Annotated in this window: 18 protein-coding genes; 13 read left to right on the top strand and 5 right to left on the bottom strand. The window is 61.9% G+C overall.

Going from position 1 to position 16,769, the window contains the following annotated elements:
- Positions 1-12 precede the first annotated feature (12 nt).
- A complete protein-coding gene (locus VOI18_RS05405; protein WP_323761386.1) occupies positions 13-1,119 on the top strand; it encodes an anhydro-N-acetylmuramic acid kinase in 1,107 nt (368 codons plus the stop codon).
- 71 nt (positions 1,120-1,190) lie between these two features.
- Here the strand turns inward: VOI18_RS05405 and VOI18_RS05400 are convergent, their stop codons facing one another.
- Positions 1,191-1,874, bottom strand: a complete 684-nt coding sequence (locus tag VOI18_RS05400) for an alpha/beta hydrolase (RefSeq protein ID WP_323761385.1) — start codon at positions 1,872-1,874, stop codon at positions 1,191-1,193.
- Positions 1,875-2,084: 210 nt separating this feature from the next.
- Here VOI18_RS05400 and VOI18_RS05395 point away from each other — a divergent pair, with 210 nt between their 5' ends.
- The 12 genes from VOI18_RS05395 to VOI18_RS05340 are packed head-to-tail and all read left to right on the top strand — an operon-like array spanning position 2,085 to position 11,156.
- On the top strand, positions 2,085-2,561 hold the full coding sequence (locus VOI18_RS05395; RefSeq protein WP_323761384.1) for an Rrf2 family transcriptional regulator: 477 nt from the start codon (positions 2,085-2,087) through the stop codon (positions 2,559-2,561).
- 6 nt (positions 2,562-2,567) lie between these two features.
- Positions 2,568-3,731, top strand: a complete 1,164-nt coding sequence (locus VOI18_RS05390; protein WP_323761383.1) for a cysteine desulfurase family protein — start codon at positions 2,568-2,570, stop codon at positions 3,729-3,731.
- A 1-nt stretch (position 3,732) separates the two neighbouring features.
- On the top strand, positions 3,733-5,208 hold the full coding sequence (gene sufB, locus VOI18_RS05385) for a Fe-S cluster assembly protein SufB (protein WP_323761382.1): 1,476 nt from the start codon (positions 3,733-3,735) through the stop codon (positions 5,206-5,208).
- The gene (locus VOI18_RS05380; RefSeq protein ID WP_323761381.1) at positions 5,205-5,525 is read left to right on the top strand and encodes a hypothetical protein; all 321 of its coding nucleotides are present in this window, start codon (positions 5,205-5,207) and stop codon (positions 5,523-5,525) included. Before sufB ends, VOI18_RS05380 begins: the two co-directional genes overlap by 4 nt.
- Positions 5,522-6,016, top strand: a complete 495-nt coding sequence (locus VOI18_RS05375) for a cupin domain-containing protein (protein ID WP_323761380.1) — start codon at positions 5,522-5,524, stop codon at positions 6,014-6,016. The genes VOI18_RS05380 and VOI18_RS05375 overlap by 4 nt, the downstream gene beginning before the upstream one ends.
- Positions 6,013-6,693 carry a hypothetical protein gene (locus VOI18_RS05370; protein ID WP_323761379.1) on the top strand — a complete coding sequence of 227 codons (681 nt, stop codon included), beginning with the start codon at positions 6,013-6,015 and terminating at the stop codon, positions 6,691-6,693. Before VOI18_RS05375 ends, VOI18_RS05370 begins: the two co-directional genes overlap by 4 nt.
- A gap of 37 nt (positions 6,694-6,730) precedes the next feature.
- Complete coding sequence (sufC, locus tag VOI18_RS05365) at positions 6,731-7,495, top strand: Fe-S cluster assembly ATPase SufC (protein WP_323761378.1); 765 nt, start codon at positions 6,731-6,733, stop codon at positions 7,493-7,495.
- Between the two features lie 3 nt (positions 7,496-7,498).
- Entirely contained in the window at positions 7,499-8,527 is a 1,029-nt protein-coding gene (sufD, locus tag VOI18_RS05360) for a Fe-S cluster assembly protein SufD (RefSeq protein ID WP_323761377.1), read from the top strand.
- Positions 8,524-9,765: a cysteine desulfurase gene (locus tag VOI18_RS05355; RefSeq protein ID WP_323761376.1), complete on the top strand. Its 1,242-nt coding sequence runs from the start codon at positions 8,524-8,526 to the stop codon at positions 9,763-9,765. Before sufD ends, VOI18_RS05355 begins: the two co-directional genes overlap by 4 nt.
- An 8-nt stretch (positions 9,766-9,773) precedes the next feature.
- Complete coding sequence (locus VOI18_RS05350; protein ID WP_323761375.1) at positions 9,774-10,190, top strand: SUF system Fe-S cluster assembly protein; 417 nt, start codon at positions 9,774-9,776, stop codon at positions 10,188-10,190.
- Between the two features lie 9 nt (positions 10,191-10,199).
- Positions 10,200-10,559, top strand: a complete 360-nt coding sequence (locus VOI18_RS05345) for an iron-sulfur cluster assembly accessory protein (protein WP_323761374.1) — start codon at positions 10,200-10,202, stop codon at positions 10,557-10,559.
- Between the two features lie 6 nt (positions 10,560-10,565).
- Positions 10,566-11,156 carry a glutathione S-transferase N-terminal domain-containing protein gene (locus VOI18_RS05340; protein WP_323761373.1) on the top strand — a complete coding sequence of 197 codons (591 nt, stop codon included), beginning with the start codon at positions 10,566-10,568 and terminating at the stop codon, positions 11,154-11,156.
- A 56-nt stretch (positions 11,157-11,212) separates the two neighbouring features.
- On the opposite strand, the gene VOI18_RS05335 is transcribed toward VOI18_RS05340, so the two are convergent.
- The 4 genes from VOI18_RS05335 to VOI18_RS05320 all read right to left on the bottom strand — a co-directional run bounded on the left by VOI18_RS05335 (position 11,213) and on the right by VOI18_RS05320 (position 16,758).
- Positions 11,213-12,265, bottom strand: a complete 1,053-nt coding sequence (locus tag VOI18_RS05335) for a GGDEF domain-containing protein (protein WP_323761372.1) — start codon at positions 12,263-12,265, stop codon at positions 11,213-11,215.
- Positions 12,266-12,419: 154 nt separating this feature from the next.
- Positions 12,420-13,946 carry a DEAD/DEAH box helicase gene (locus VOI18_RS05330; protein ID WP_323761371.1) on the bottom strand — a complete coding sequence of 509 codons (1,527 nt, stop codon included), beginning with the start codon at positions 13,944-13,946 and terminating at the stop codon, positions 12,420-12,422.
- A 113-nt stretch (positions 13,947-14,059) separates the two neighbouring features.
- Entirely contained in the window at positions 14,060-15,331 is a 1,272-nt protein-coding gene (locus VOI18_RS05325) for an amidohydrolase family protein (RefSeq protein ID WP_323761370.1), read from the bottom strand.
- Positions 15,331-16,758 carry an amidohydrolase gene (locus tag VOI18_RS05320; protein ID WP_323761369.1) on the bottom strand — a complete coding sequence of 476 codons (1,428 nt, stop codon included), beginning with the start codon at positions 16,756-16,758 and terminating at the stop codon, positions 15,331-15,333. The genes VOI18_RS05325 and VOI18_RS05320 overlap by 1 nt, the downstream gene beginning before the upstream one ends.
- Between the last annotated feature and the right edge of the window lie 11 nt (positions 16,759-16,769).

Genomic DNA, 16,769 nt, shown 5'->3' with positions numbered 1-16,769 from the left:
GAGGGGGCTTGCATGAAGCGGATCATAGGCTTGATGAGCGGAACCTCGCTCGACGGAATCGATGCCGCGTTGCTGGAGACCGATGGCAATGAGATCCGCCGCTTCGGTCCTGGGGAGACGCAGCCCTATTCCGACGATGATCGCGCTGTCCTTCAGGATGCGGTGGACCGGTCGCTGGCTTGGGCGTTTGTCGGCACTCCGCCCGATTTCGCCGCGGCCGAGCACGTGCTGACAGTGCGGCACAGCCTGGCGGTCCAGCGGGTTCTCGACGCCGCCGGATTGTCGGCGTCCGATATCGATCTTATCGCTTTTCACGGGCAGACCGTGCTGCACAGGGCGCCGTCCGGCGGTCGCAAGGGCCAGACCCTGCAAATCGGTGACGGCAGGGCGCTGGCCGGTGCGACCGGGATACCGGTGGTCCATGATTTTCGTTCGGCGGACATGGAGCTGGGCGGGCAGGGCGCCCCGCTGGCGACGCTCTATCATGAGGCTCTGGCCCGGCAATCCGGTCTGGACAGGCCGGTCGCGGTTCTCAATCTCGGGGGCGTGGCCAATGTCACCTGGCTCGGACCGGACACGGACCCGATCGCATTTGATACCGGTCCTGCAAACGGACTGCTTGATGCCTGGTGCCAGAAAATGATCGGCCGCCCCTATGACGAGGGCGGGCTGCTCGCGGCCAGCGGCGCCGTTGACGACGCCGCGCTTGATGCATTGATGGCCCATCCCTTTTTCGCGCTTTCGCCGCCAAAATCCCTGGATCGCTGGGATTTTTCCCTCGAGCCGGTGTCCGGCCTGTCAGCACGGGATGGTGCCGCGACTCTGACGAAGTTCACGGCGCAGACGGTTGCCGATGCCATTGCGGCTTTGGGACAGCCATCCCGTGTCCTGGTGACCGGCGGTGGGCGGCATAACCCGACGATGATGTCAGTCCTCGCGGACTGCCTTGGACGGCCCTTCGAGCCGGTAGACAACGTGGGTTGGCGCGGCGATTTGCTGGAGGCCGAAGCCTTTGCATGGCTGGCGGCCCGTGTGGTTGCCGGTTTGCCCACGAGCCTGCCATCCACCACCGGAGCCAGTCAGCCTGTGTCGGGCGGGGTTCTGTCCCGACCTGAGTGAATCCGGGAACCGTCACGAAAAAGCCCCGGCGTGATGGCCGGGGCTTTGGTCTTTCGTCCTGAAGCGCCGGTTCAGCGCTTGCCGGTAATCGTGCGCTCCGAGCGCTCTTTCTCGACCAGCGGCAGACGCCCTTCCAGATAGGTCTCGATATGCTTCTCCAGCACGTCGAGATGTTCGGAGAACAGGTGATTGGCGTCCGGCACGACCTCGGTCGTGATCTCGATACCCTTCTGGACGCGAACCTTCGACATCACCCGTTCGACATCGTCCGGAGGTACGATCTTGTCGGCCGATCCATGCACGATAATTCCCGATGCCGGGCAGGGTGCCAAGAAGGTGAAGTCATACATGTTGGTCGGTGGGGCCACCGAAATGAAGCCGGCGATCTCGGGACGGCGCATCAGCAATTGCATGCCGACCCAGGCACCGAAGGAGTGCCCGGCGACCCAGCAAAAGCGTGCACCTTGGTTATAGCCCTGCACCCAGTCGAGAACGGTCGCGGCATCGGAGAGCTCTCCAAGGCCCTGGTCGTAGCTGCCCTGTGATCGCCCGACCCCCCGAAAATTGAACCGCAGCGTGGCAAAACCGCGCTTGCGGAACACGTCGTACATCATGTCGACGGACGGGTTTTCCATATGCCCGCCGCCGAGCGGATGGGCATGCAGGATCAGGGCGATCGGTGCGGTAGGGTCTTCGCTCGGGCTGTAGCGCCCTTCAAGCCGGCCGGCCGGGCCGGGGATGATCACGTCAGGCATTCAATCTCGCCTTTTTGGGTCGTTGTGTCTGGGTCCCGTGAATATGCGGCATTTCGTCCGTTGCAAGTGCACAGATGTGCGCCCATATTCTTGACTAATTCACTCGGATATTGGACGTGCGTCACTCTTACAGAGATCGGCTCCCCCTCCGGAAAGGCGGGTCTTAGCATGATCAGCCCGCTGGATGCGAGTGTTTAAGGAGGTAAACACATGAAGCTTAGCACAAAAGGCCGCTATGCCGTCATGGCCATGGCCGACCTGGCAGATGCCGCATCCACCGGTCCGGTGACCTTGGGTGACATTGCTTCGCGTCAGTCCATCTCGCTGTCCTACCTTGAACAATTGTTCGCCAAGCTTCGCCGGGCGGACATTGTGTCCTCGGTGAGGGGGCCGGGCGGAGGCTACAAGCTCAGCCGGTCTTCCGACCAAATCCGCATTTCGGATATCATTCTGGCTGTCGACGAACCCTTGCGCGCCACGCGGTGCTCGCAGGCGAAAGGTTGTCTGAGTGATGGCCGTCGGTGCATCACCCATGATTTGTGGGATGAGCTGGGTCGGCACATTTATCTCTATCTGTCGTCCGTGACCCTGGATGACGTCCTGGAACGACGCCTGTTCGGGTCCGCGAATGGCGCCACCGGGCGCCTCAAGCCGATGGGTACTGACGCGAACCAGGCGGCGGAATAACCCTCCATGCGCACCTATCTGGATCACAATGCGACCACGCCGGTCCGGCCGAGCGCGATTGCCGCCATGTCCAAGGTGATGGCCGAGGTCGGCAATCCGTCCTCGGTGCACGCCCATGGTCAGGCCGCGCTGTCCCGGGTCGAGACGGCCCGGCGCGCGGTCGGCAAGGTGCTTTGCGCGCGGGCTGAAGACATCATTTTTACATCCGGTGGAACCGAAGCGCTGAACCTGGCTTTGCACGCGGCGATCAGTGCCGGAGGCGTCGGCCGGATCGTCGTGACCGCGCTGGAGCATGAAGCGGTCGCTGCCACTGCGATCGCCAGCGGGCTCCCGGTTGAGACCTGGCCTGTCGATGCGAAGGGCGTCGCCAGGGTCGACTGGCTCGCAGAACGCCTGTCCCGCGTTTCACCGGAAGATGGCCGAACGCTTGTGGCGATGATGCTGGCGAGCAATGAGACCGGCACGATCCAGCCTGTCCGGGAGGCCGCGACGCTGGTGCGCGAAGCCGGCGGGTTGACGGTGGTCGACGCGATCCAGGCTGCCGGCAAGATTGAAGTCGATTTCGCAGAGCTGGGTTGCGACTATCTGGCGATCTCGGCCCACAAGTTCGGCGGCCCTCAAGGTGTCGGCGCCCTGTTGGCGGCCTGCGATGCGCCAATGGCGAGACACCATCACGGTGGTGGCCAGGAGAAGGGGCGTCGGGCCGGTACACTCAACGTGGCCGGTATTGTCGGGCTGGCCACGGCACTCGAGGAAGCTGTCACGGGGCTTGCGCGGTTTGCCGCCTTGGCTTTGGAGCGCGACCGGATGGCCGCCGCGATCCGTGCGGTGGCGCCCCAGATGATTGAAATCGGGGCAGACGCACCCCGCCTGCCCAATACGCTTGGCATGAGCCTGCCAGGTTGGCCCGGGTCGACCCAGGTCATGGCGGTCGATCTGGACGGTGTCTCGATCAGCGCCGGTTCGGCCTGCTCGTCCGGATCGTCAAAAGGGTCAAAGGTCGGAACAGCGCTCGGCCTGCCCGAAGCCGCGTCGCAGGGCTTTGTGCGTGTAAGCCTGGGTTGGAATTCAAAACCGGATGATGCAGACGCCTTCATCAAGGCGTGGACGGCAGCGTATGCGCGCGCCGAATTGCCATCAAAGCAGATGCCTGAAGAGGTGGTAGGATAACATGGCCGCAGTCAAGGAAACCATCGAAGACGTCCGCAAGCTGGAGGCCGACAAGTACAAGTACGGCTTCACCACGGACATCGAACAGGATCTCGCACCCAAGGGGCTGAACGAGGAGACCGTGCGTCTCATCTCGGCCAAGAAGGGTGAACCGGGCTGGATGCTGGATTGGCGTCTGGAGGCGCTCGAGCGCTTCAGGGCGATGAAGGAACCTGAGTGGGCCAAGGTCAACTATCCCAAGATCGACTATCAGGACATTCACTATTATGCCGAGCCCAAGGACGGCGCGAAGTATGACAGCATTGACGATGTCCCCGAGGAAATCCTCGCTGACTTCGCCAAGCTGGGGATTTCGCTGAAAGAGCAGGAAGTCCTGCTGGGTGTAAAGGGTTCGGAAAATCGTGTCGCGGTCGACGCGGTGTTTGACTCAGTGTCTGTCGTCACGACCTTCAAGGCGGAACTCGCCAAAGCGGGCGTGATCTTCTGCTCAATCTCCGAAGCCCTGCGCGAACACCCAGACCTGGTAAAAACGTACCTTGGTTCGGTCGTGCCCGCTTCGGACAATTTCTTTGCCACGCTCAACACCGCCGTCTTCTCGGACGGGTCCTTCGTCTATGTCCCGCCGGGCGTTCGCTGCCCGATGGAGCTGTCGACCTATTTCCGGATGAACGCGCAAGGCACCGGCCAGTTCGAGCGCACGCTGATCATCGCCGACAAGGGCGCTTACGTGTCCTATCTGGAAGGCTGTACGGCGCCGATGCGCGACGAAAACCAGCTCCACGCCGCCGTGGTTGAATTGGTTGCGCTGGACGATGCCGAGATCAAGTACTCCACCGTCCAGAACTGGTGGCCGGGCGATGAGAACGGCAAGGGCGGGGTCTATAACTTCGTCACCAAGCGCGGCGATTGTCGCGGCAAGAATTCGAAGATTTCCTGGACCCAGGTCGAGACGGGTTCGGCGATTACCTGGAAATACCCGTCTTGCATCCTGCGCGGTGAAAACTCGCGCGGTGAGTTCTACTCGATCGCGGTGACCAATGGTCATCAACAGGCCGATACCGGCACCAAGATGATCCATCTGGGCAAGGGCTCGACCAGTCGTATCATCTCCAAGGGCATATCGGCCGGCCGCTCCGACCAGACCTATCGCGGCCTGGTCTCGGTGCACGGCAAAGCCGAGGGTGCCCGCAATTTCACGCAGTGCGACAGCTTGCTGATCGGTGACCAGTGCGGCGCCCACACCGTGCCCTATGTCGAGTGCAAGACGCCCAAGGCCGTGCTCGAACACGAGGCGACAACGACCAAGCTGTCCGAAGACCAGCTCTTCTACGCCCGCCAGCGCGGGCTGGGCGAGGAGGCAGCGACGGCCCTGCTGGTCAATGGTTTCGTCCGGGAGGTCCTGCAGGAACTGCCGATGGAATTTGCGGTGGAAGCGCAAGCCCTGCTCAAGGTCAGCCTTGAGGGGAGTGTCGGGTGAAAATCAACCGACCGATCTTCGCGCGAAAGGCGGGTTATCGCATGTTCGGCTACAGAACGCCGCTTGTTTCGCGACCGTCGGGATTCCATGTCAGCTTCATGCCGGCCAATCACGAAGCATGGGGCCTCAGCGTCGCGATGGTGGCCGTTTTCGCGCTTCTGGCCTGGCTCCTGCCGGTGCTTGTGGGATCAACCTTCCAGCTTGGAACTAATGAAGTCTCGACGCGCTGGACGGTGATTGTGCTCGGTTTCCTGGCATTGCTGGCGGTCAGCTTTTTGTTCTCGGTCTCCGCCGACGAGTCGGAGGACAGGCCATGACGCGGACGCCTGTGACCCACATCAATGATGTGCCGCTGGAAAACCTGGCGCATGGCGAGACCTTTTCGGCCGACCTCGCGCGCCTTGGCCCATTGATCGGTCTGCAGCAGCTGGGCTGTTCGCTGGCCATCGTCCCGCCGGGCAAGACGGCGTTCCCCTATCACAATCACCACGCCATCGAGGAAGCCATCATCATCTTGGAAGGTGAGGGGACCTACCGTTTTGGCGAGACCCGCCATGCCGTGCGCGCCGGACATGTCCTGGCCGCGCCGACCGGCGGCCGGAATGTCGCGCACCAGCTGATCAATACCGGCACCGGAGATCTCAAATATATTTGCGTCTCCACGATGCAGCCGGTCGATGTGGTGGAATATCCGGACTCGAACAAGGTCGGCGCCGTGCGTTGGTCCGAGACTGATGGCGGCGAACCGGCCTTCCGGCACCGCGCCTATGCGGCCGAACCGGTGGACTACTGGGAGGGCGAAGGATGATGACCAGGATGAAGCACATGATGATGACGGGTGCGACCCTCACGGCGATAGCGCTGAGCGCGTCGGTGTCGGCCCAGGATTTCACCCATGCCGAAGACGGTATGCCCTGGTGTGACACGCTGGAAATCGGCTATGCCGGGACCGTCGACTGCGCCCTGATGCCTGGCGAAGTTCTGTTGAATTTCGTCTATGAAACGGGTGATTGGGAGTCGGTCCTGACCTTCACCCAGCATGATCCGCTGAGCGGCGAGATCCTCGATGCGTCCGATCCGATGACCATTGAAAGCGTGGTGTCGGCACCGGCCTTGCGCGATATCAACGCGGATGGCACGCCCGAGCTCTTCATCCCCTACATCACCGGTAATGTGAACACCTACTACTATGTCTGGCAGGCCGATGAGGACGGTGTCTACTACCCATCCGGCGAGCTCGGCGGTTTCGGTGTGGACGCCTTCGAACTCCGCAATGGCCTCGTGATCACGTTGACCCGCGAGAATGCGGCCACCTATCACGAAACAGCGCAGCTGCTTGATGCGGATGGATTCGTCCACATCTACGAGATGCGGATCGACGCCGCTGCCGGGCGCTGCACCATCACTGACGGTTCCGGGATTGTGGCGCGCGGGCTCGATGCCAGTGCCATCATCGCCGTATGCGAAGCTGAATACACGCAATAACCGGCCCGGCCGGTTCGACAGGATAATGAGAGAGACCATGCTGAGAATCCAAGACCTCCAGTGCCAAGTCGAAACCCAGGACGGCGAGGAAAAGTCGATCCTGAAAGGGCTGTCGCTCGAAGTGCCGGCTGGCGAGGTCCACGCGATCATGGGGCCGAACGGCTCTGGCAAGTCGACCCTGTCCTATGTGCTGACCGGCCGCGATGGCTATGAGGTCACCGGCGGCGAGATGCGCTTTTCTGGCGAGGACCTCGCTGACTTGGCCCCGGAAGAGCGCGCTGCCCTGGGTCTCTATCTCTCCTTCCAGTACCCCGTTGAAATCCCCGGTGTTCCGACCATCACCTTTCTCAAGGAAGCCCTCAATGCCCAGCGCATCACGCGCGGTGAAGAGGAGGTCTCGGCACCGGAGTTCATGAAGTTGATTCGCGAGAAGGCCAAGCAGCTCAACGTCTCCATGGACATGCTCAAGCGGGCCGTGAATGTCGGCTTTTCCGGCGGTGAGAAGAAGCGGATGGAAATCCTCCAGGCGCTGGTGCTGGAGCCCAGATTCCTGATCCTCGACGAAACCGATAGTGGCCTTGATATCGACGCGCTGAAGGTTGTGTCGGACGGCGTCAACGCCCTGCGCTCGCCTGAGCGCGGCATGCTGGTGATCACCCACTATCAGCGCCTGCTCGACCACATCACGCCGGACGTGGTCCACGTCATGGCCAATGGCCGTATCGTCAAGTCGGGTGGCCCGGAACTGGCGCGTGAGCTCGAGGCCGAAGGCTATGACAAGTATCTCGGCGAGGCGGCCTGAGGCATGACCGTAACGCTGACCCATACACCGGCCGAACTGGCCCTGATCGACGCACTCGACGGTGCGACCGGCTGGCGCGCGCAATTGCGCGAGGCGACACAGCGGGACGGCTTGCCGACGCGCCGCAATGAGCTTTGGAAATGGTCTGATCTGCGCCGCGCCGCCAATGATGTCAGCGGTGCCGGACGGATCGATGTAACGGGCCTGAACGGGCGGGTCACGCTTCAGGACGGCGACCGACTGGAGCTGGTCATCTCGGCCTCGGCAGGGGCCAGTGCGGCAGACGCATCACTGATTGTTCCGGCGGGCGCGTCCGTGTTGCTGGTTGAAACGCTGAAGGGGGGCGCCGGTTCCCTGGGCAACTGGCATGTGTCCATTCGTGTTGAAGCCGGGGCCCGCCTTGATCGCATTGTGCTCACCGAACATGACGCAGATGCGGTCTTTGTCGGATCGGCCGAAATCGAGCTGGCGGAGGGAGCGACACTCAACCAGACCATGGTTGATACCGGTGCACGTCTCTCGCGCAATGAGACCCATGTGACGCATCCAGGCCAGGGCGCCAGCATTGACATGGGCGGTGCCTATATCCTGGCCGCCGGACGCCATGCCGACACAACCAATCTGGTCCACCACACAGGGCCGGGCGGCGTGACCAGGCAGCTGGTGAAGGGAGCGGTGGCCTCAGGTGGACACGGCGTGTTCCAGGGCAAGTTCGTCGTCGACCGAGCGGCGCAGCAGACCGATGCGCGGATGACGCACCGGGCGCTGATGCTGGGCGAGAAAGCCGAGATCGATGCCAAGCCGGAGTTGGAGATCTACGCCGACGACGTCCAGTGTGCCCATGGCAATGCGTTGGGTACGTTGGATGAAACGGCGCTTTTCTACATGCGCCAGCGGGGCTTGCCGGAAGCCAAGGCCCGCGCGCTTCTGATTGAAAGCTATCTGGCCGAACCGCTGGACCGGGTCCGGGACGAAGCCCTGCGAGAGACGCTCAAGGCCAGCCTGCGCGCGCGCCTGGGAGCACTGACATGACCGCACAATCGACCATCAAGGCGCCGCTGAACATCGACGCAATTCGCGCCGAGTTTCCGATTCTGCAGCGCGAAATCAACGGCTATCCGCTTTGTTACCTCGACAATGCGGCCTCGGCCCAGAAACCGGAATTCGTGATTGAGAGCGTCGCCGGTGTCTATCGTGCTTCCTACGCCAATGTGCATCGCGGGCTCCATACCCTGGCCAATGAGACCACTGAGGAATTCGAGAAATCACGCGAGGATGTACGCCGTTTTCTCAATGCCGAGCGAACCGAGGAAATCGTCTTCACCCGCGGGTCGACCGAAGCGATCAATCTCGTGGCCCACAGTTTCGGCCAGATGCTGGGCGAGGGAGACGAGATCATCATCTCCCAGATGGAGCACCACTCCAATATCGTTCCCTGGCGGCTTCTGGCTGATTCCCGGGGCTTGAACTTGCGGTGGGCGCCCGTGACCGACACCGGCGAGTTGGATTATCCACAGCTGGCAGCCATGGTGAACGAGAACACGAAGCTGATCGCGATCACGCATATGTCGAATGTCCTGGGTACGGTGAATGACGCGGCCCGGATCGTCGAGATCGGCAAGTCCCGCGGCATCCCGGTCCTGCTCGACGGTTCCCAATCGGCGGTTCACCTGCCGGTCGATGTCCGTGCGCTTGATTGTGATTTCTTCGTCTTCACCGGACACAAACTCTACGGCCCGTCCGGCATCGGCGCGCTTTATGCCAAGGGCGACTGGCTCGACCGGCTCCCACCCTATATGGGCGGCGGTGAGATGATCGCCGATGTGTTCGAGGACCGGGTGACCTTTGCGGATGTCCCGCACAAATTCGAAGCCGGTACGCCGGCCATCGCCGATGCCATCGGTCTGGGCGCTGCAATCCGCTGGCTGGAACGTCATGACCGGATCGCGATTCTCGAGCACGAACGTATGCTGTTGGATCGGGCCATGCAGGGCATCGCCGACATGGACGGTGTGAGGGTGGTCGGCACGGCCCAGGACAAGGGCGCCATCATTTCATTCACGCTCGACGGCGCCCATCCCCATGATGTGGCGCAGATCCTCGACAAGTACGGTGTGGCCGTGCGGGCCGGGCATCATTGTGCCCAGCCGCTCATGCGGCGCATGGGTGTCAGTTCCACGGCGCGAGCCAGTTTCGCTATCTACAACACAATCGAAGAGGCTGATGCGTTTGTCGACGCATTGAAAAAGGCCCGCGACTTCCTCATCTAGGTAAAACCATGACCGAACAAACCTCCCGTGACGTGATCGACCTGTCGACGCCCGCTGATGCCCTCGGGGCCAGCCCCGCCAACCCTGCGGACGGAACGGGTGCGATTCCTGCTGACGAGCTCGCGCGGATCACCGACGCTGTCGTGGAGGCGTTGAAGTCAGTGTATGATCCGGAGATTCCGGTCGACATCTATGAGCTGGGTTTGATCTACAAGGTCGACCTGGAAGATGACCGGACCCTCAAGGTGCAAATGTCCTTGACCGCACCGGGCTGCCCGGTAGCCGGCGAGATGCCGGGCTGGGTCCAGGAAGCGGTCGAGAAGGTCGACGGCGTCGACAGGGCGCTGGTTGATTTGACGTTCGAGCCTCCCTGGACGCCGGACCGGATGTCGGATGAAGCGCGTCTCGCGCTCAACATGTTTTAGGAGGCCGACTTGGCTGTTCGTGAACGTCCCAAGGCTGTGAGCCTGACTGAAGCTGCGGCTGCCCGGGTCAAGGACCTGATGGCCCAGCGCGGTGCTGGTTTCTTGCGCGTCGGTGTCAAGAATGGTGGCTGCGCGGGCATGGAATACGAGATGGCCTATGTCGAGGCTCCGGAACCGCTTGACGAGCGCGTCGAGGACCAGGGCGTCGAGATCGTGCTCGAGTCCAAAGCACTTCTGTTCCTGCTGGGAACACAGATTGATTATGAGATTTCGCCGCTGCATGCGAAATTCGTGTTCAACAACCCCAACCAGACCGACGCGTGTGGCTGTGGGGAAAGCGTGACGATCGTTCCTGTCAAGGAGGTCTGACCAACCATGAAGCTCATCATCTCAACCACTTCTCCCTATTCCAGAAAATGCCGGGTGATGGTCCGTGAGCTTGGATTGGGAGACCGGATCGAGGAATGGGAGTCCCATCCGTTCGACGATGATCCCGAGCTCTTGCGGGCCAATCCGCTGGGCCGTGTACCTTGCCTTGTTCTCGATGACGGTCAGGCTTTCACCGAAAGTGCGCTGATTGCAGATTATCTCGTCGAGCAGGCAGATCAGTCCTGGCCGCAGGACTGGAATGACCGACGACTTGAGGCGTTGGGAAATGGGCTGCTTGACCTGACAGTGGCCCGCCGCGTCGAGATGGTGCGGGATGAAGGCCTCCAGTCGGCCTATTGGATAGGGCGCCGCGAGCGCGGGATCATGCGCGCGATTGATGAACTGGAGACCGCCGTTGGTGGGCTGGAAAGCGTCCTGGCCCAGGGACCGCTCACCATGGCGGTGGCTCTGGCCTATATGGATTTCCGGTACCCGGAGAGCGATTGGCGTGCAGGGCGCCCGCAATTGGCGGCACTGCTGGACGCGTGGCAACAGCGGGTGAGCTTCCAATCGACGCGACCACCGTCGGACACCTGACATGAAAAAGGCCGCCCCTTTGGAGTGGCCGGATTTCTGGCGATTGGCACTTGCGGTCAGGCCGCGCTGCGAGATCTTTCGCGGCTGCCATCAGTCGTGGTCCGATTGCGGCCCTCGGTTTTCGACCGATAAAGGTTGGTATCGGACCGTTCGATCAACTCCTCGATCGACTCGCCTTCGTGGTAGTTCGCGATGCCCAATGAGACCGTGATATTGCCGAGGTCTTCATTGGTTGATTTACGAAGCAGTTTCTTTGATTCGACGGTTTTGCGGATTTTCTCGGCCACCTGCTCAGCCACGTCGGGCGTCGTGTTCGGCATCACGATCCCGAACTCTTCACCGCCATAGCGGGCGACAAGATGGGACTCGCCGGCATGCCGGGTGAGGCAGCCTGCCACGAACCGGATGATCTGGTCGCCGGTCTGGTGACCCCAAGTGTCATTGAAGCGCTTGAAGAAGTCGATGTCGCAGAGAATCAGGCTCAGCGGCTCTTTCTTGGTATCGGCGTCACGGCGGGCACGGCGCAGGGACTCATCGAAGCGTTTCCGGTTGGCGATGCCGGTGAGGGCATCGGTCATGGCTTCTTCGCGAACCTTTTCCAGATGTGACCGCAACTGGGTGACTTCATTGGACGTCGCCTGCAGCCGGTCTTCCAGCGCCTGGCTGCGACGTTGCATGCGGGCCGTAGCCGAGACGAGGCTTTCCACCAGCTTTTTCATGCCCGGGGCGTCCGGCGTCGCGGTCAGCTCGTGGCTCGCGCCCTCCAGGGCCGCGCCGTAAGCGGCGGTGTCGCGCTCGGCAGCTTCGAGGGATTCCTTGACGACGCCGAGTTCGCGGCACATGACGCCGCCGCTTTCGAGGACGGCGTCCTGGATGGCTTTCCACTGAAAATACTGTTCGAACAGGTCATTATTGACGGATTCCGAAAAGTTTCCGCCGGCCTCGATATGACTCTTGAGCGATTCGCAGAGTTCCGGATTGGTGTCGCTCGCGAAGCAGATCCAGACGGAATAGTTTTCCGGGGTCGGCGCTATGCCGAATTGATCCATGAGATCCAGCGCTTTGAGCGCGAACTCACGTCCTTCTTTGCCAAGCAGTCGACCGTTCACCAGAAAGTCCTTTCCTGCGGAGGCGAATGGCTTCGCCCTGCGGTTAATCCTGAAACTAACCAGCAAACGGAAAGAAGAGGTAAAAATCACTCATGCCATATGAGTCGAAACTGAAGTCGGCCCCAACAAGGGCTGCGACCGACTGCCGGCGTTTCTATCGATCGGCGTTCATGAAACCGGGAACATGATCCCCAAATCCGACAACCGAGCGATCATTGCCTTGACCGCGATCGCGCTTGGAACCAGAGCGTCGGTTCGATTGCCGCGACTTTTCATCGCCCGTATCACGACCTGAATCCGGCGCCTTGGACCGACTGACGGCCCGGGTTTCACCGGCGGTGACCGGCTGGGACCGCGCAGGTTTCGGCTCCGCCTCCGGTTCTGGTGTATCGTTTGCGCTTGCGTCCGCAGCAATGTCGGTCTCGGGATCGGCTGTTTTGCGAGGTGCCTTGGGCTTTCTCGAGCGCGAACGGGCGGGGCGAGGCTTGGTGGAGGCTTCATCAGCCTCGGTACGTGCCGGGTTGCTGGCTTCGCCTGCCGCGCCGGTGCTGCCGTCCATCACCAGTTCGGGAATGTCTTCCTTGATCAGTTTCAGGACCGCGGCCAGCGACTTTTCATCGCCAGGCGCGAAGATTGTGACCGATTCCCCGGACTTGCCGGCGCGACCGGTTCGACCGATCCGGTGCACATAATCATCGGCGTGATGCGGCATGTCATAGTTGAAGACATGGCTGACATCGGGAATGTCGAGACCACGGGCGGCCACATCGCTGGCCACCAGGAAACGCAGCGTGCCGGCCTTGAAGTCAGCGAGTGTCGCGGTCCGGGCTGACTGATCGAGATCGCCATGAATGGGCGCTGCGGAGAAGCCGTGGCGCTGAAGCGACCGCGCCACAACGTCGACATCGCGCTTGCGGTTGGAAAAGATGATGCCGTTCTTCACGCCATCCCGCGACATCGCCTGGCGCAGTGCCAGACGCTTGGACTTCGCCGAGTTGTCAGTCAGCCGGATCATCAGCTGATTGATATTGGCGCCCGTCTGGGCCGGGCGAGACGTCTCCACGCGCACCGGGTCGCGCAGGAAACGATCAACAAGGCTTTGGATTTCTTTTGGCATTGTGGCCGAGAAGAACAGTGTCTGGCGGCGCGGCGGTGGCGGGATCAGCGAGAAGATTTTCTCGAGGTCCGGGATGAACCCCATGTCGAGCATGCGGTCGGCTTCATCGACCACCAGCATCTGGACGCCATTCATCAGCAGTTTGCCCCGACCAAAATGGTCGAGCAGGCGGCCCGGGGTTGCGATCAGCACGTCAGCGCCCCGGTTGAGAATTTCTTCCTGTGGGCCAAAGGCGACACCACCGATAAGGAGCGCCATCGAAAGCTTCTGGCCTTTGGAATAGGTCTCGAAATTCTCGGCGCACTGTGCTGCCAATTCACGTGTCGGCGCGATGATGAGGGAGCGCGGCATGCGGGCTTTCGCACGGCCACGCGACAGGCGCTCGATCAGCGGCAGCGTGAAGGAAGCCGTCTTGCCGGTACCAGTCTGCGCAATGCCAAGCACATCTTTCCCGGCAAGTGCCGGCGGGATGGCACCGGCCTGGATCGGAGTCGGTTCGCTATAGCCGGCTTGGGTAATGGCTTCGAGTAGTTTTGGGCTCAGACCCAGATCTGCGAACGTCATGGCATCCTTTGGCTTGACCTGAAATCAGGACGGCCGCGCCGTAGGGGCGCGGCCGCTTGGTGAGCGCAAAATACGGTGGCCCGGCTGCAAGTCAACGCAACAAGGCTGAACCGCTAACGCCGATACGCGAATGGCGTCTCGTCCGTGATATTGATGTAACGGTCGCGCAGGCGCGATTGCCGTGAATCCATGGCCGTCAACTCGCCATCGATCAGAACCGCGACAGGTGAACTCATCACCTCCAGCGGGTCCCCGTCCCAAACAACGACATCGCCGGCATAGCCGGTCGCCAGCGCACCGTAGCGCTCGCCGACGCCATAGATCTCGGCCGGTGTCAGGGTGATGGACCGGAAGGCCTGATCCCAGGCAACCCCATTGGCCACGGCATTGCCGGCGTGTTGGGCGATCAGGCGGGCGTTGTAATACCCGTCCGAGGTTTGCGTGGTGTAAGCGACCGTCACGCCCGCTGCATGGAGACGTTGGGCTCCATCCAGCGTCGCGGCGACCTCGTCAAACGAGGCCGGCAGGTTGCGAAGCGGATCCAGCAAGACCGGAATACCCGCCGCGGCCAGCTCGTCGGCAACCATCCAGGCTTCGGCACCGCCCTCAATGATGATCTGGACCGGCGCATTGTCAGCCTGGAAGCGGATCGCCCGGCGCAGGTCTGCCGCGCGATCGATATTAAGGACCAGAGGGACGCGACCGCGGACCACCGGCAACAAGGCCTGGGCGTCATAGCGATTGAGTGCGTCGCCCTCGTGATCGGCCGAGAAACGGCCTGGATAGCCGCGGGCATCGTTGAAGGCGGCCTCCAAAAAGGCCCAAGCAGCGGGTCTCGACCCGCCAGCAGTGGATGCGCCGGATTGGCTCAGGTCGGCAAACACGAAACTGTTGCTCTGGAACAGCGAGTCGCCTTCGCCGCCTGTTTCCACCAGCGCGCCCTGGCCGGCAAAAATATTGTGGCCGGTTGTCGGGTAGATGGCGGCTCGGGTCACACCTCGCATGCGGGTGGCCGCGATATGCGTTCCGCCCGGATTGAATCCGTCGCTGACATCCAGCGCGACCGAATACGGCGAATCGTTGGCGCCGGAATCCGTCGTCGAGCCCTCCAAGGCCACCTCGGTGAGGCCGATCTGTGTAAAGGGCGCGAACAGGCCGGGCGTGATCCACCCGCCATTGGCGTCGATGATGTCTGTGCCGTCAGGTATGCTGACCTCGGCACCGACCGCGACGATGTTGCCATCGCGGACCAGGACGGTGCCGTCGGCAATGACGCCTTGTTCGGTGTTGGTGACCACGCGGCCATTTGTGACCGCATAGGACTGCGCCAGGCCGGGCGCTGCGCTGGCAAGCGCCAGGGCGAGGGCTGGAAGGATGGTTCTCATCATTGGTCTCCTTCACCCGGCTGGCCGAGCATGAAGTCGCGTACCGGCTGGTCGTCTTCGTCGCGGCGGTCAAAGCTCAGGGCTCCGTCGATCCAGACTAGGTCCGCACGTGTGTAAGTTGAATAGGGATTGCCCGACCAAAGCACGACATCGGCGCGCAAACCGGCCTGCAGGCTGCCGGTCTGATCGGCAATGCCGAGTGCTTCGGCTGGATTGGAAGACAGCCAGCGCCAGGCTTCGCCGTCGGAGATGTCCAGACCGGCCCGGCGACCATCGCCCAAGGCCTTGGCCACTTCCTGGTTGAGCCGCTGGATGCCCATGTCGCTGTCCGAATGGATCATGGCGCAGGCGCCATTGGCATGCGTCATGGCCAGGTTCTCACGGATGGCGTCATAAGCCTCCATCTTGAATCCGCCCCAATCAGCCCAGACTGCGGCACAGGTGCCGTTCTCGGCCAGAAGGTCAGGAATCTTATAGGCTTCCACAGCGTGGTGGAAAGTCGTTACCTGATAGCCAAACTCTTGGGAGAGATCGATGATCTGGGCCATCTGGTCGGCCCTGTAGCAATGCATCTGGATCAGGATCTCGCCGTCGAGGACACCCATCAGGGTTTCCAGCTCAAGATCGCGTGTCGGTGCCGAGGCGTCGTCACCGGCTTCAGCGGCGTCCCAGTATTCCTGCCAGCTGTCGCGATATTCCGACGCCCGGATCCAGGCGGTCCGGTAGCCCGCCATGTTGCCCATGTCAGTCGCCGGCGACTGGCCCCGATTGCCGTAGACCCGGGACGGGTTTTCGCCACAGGCCATCTTGAGCGTGTAGGGGGCCTCCGGGAACTTCATTTCCTGGACTGTGCGGGCAGACACATTGCGCAAGGTCACACCGCGACCGCCAAAAAGATTGGCGGAACCGGGTAGCACATGCAGCGTAGTGACGCCGCCGGCCAGGGCTGCCTCGAACCCGGGATCCTGGGGCCAGACGCTGTGCTCGACCCAAACTTCGGAGGTCACTGGCTGGGTCGCCTCATTGCCGTCGCTGTGGGCGCTGACGCCGGGCGAGGGGTAGGCGCCCAAATGGGAATGGATGTCGACTACACCCGGGGTTACATAGCGTCCCGTGGCGTCCACCACGGTCGCGCCTTCCGGTGCCTCGAGGCCGGTCCCGACCGCAACAATGCGGCCATTCTCGATCAGGACATCGCCGCCTTCAATCTCACCGCCCAAGCCATCAAAAATCGTTCCTCCCTGGATGAGGGTGACGCCGCTGGGTCGCGGTGAGTAGGTTGATGGATATGGATCGAGACTGTGCCGAACGATATCGGATTGTGATGATGCAGCTTCGGTACCATCGCTTTCGGTACCCGAGCTGCACGCCGCCAGACCCAGGGCAGCTGTCGCCGCCAAGGTTGGCATCCATGCCTTGAAAGTCATTGGTATTCCCC

The organism is Maricaulis sp. (assembly GCF_034670125.1).
In the GTDB taxonomy this organism is placed as follows: Bacteria; Pseudomonadota; Alphaproteobacteria; order Caulobacterales; family Maricaulaceae; genus Maricaulis.
Note: the sequence above shows the minus strand (reverse complement) of the source record. Positions and strands in the feature narration are given on the sequence as shown.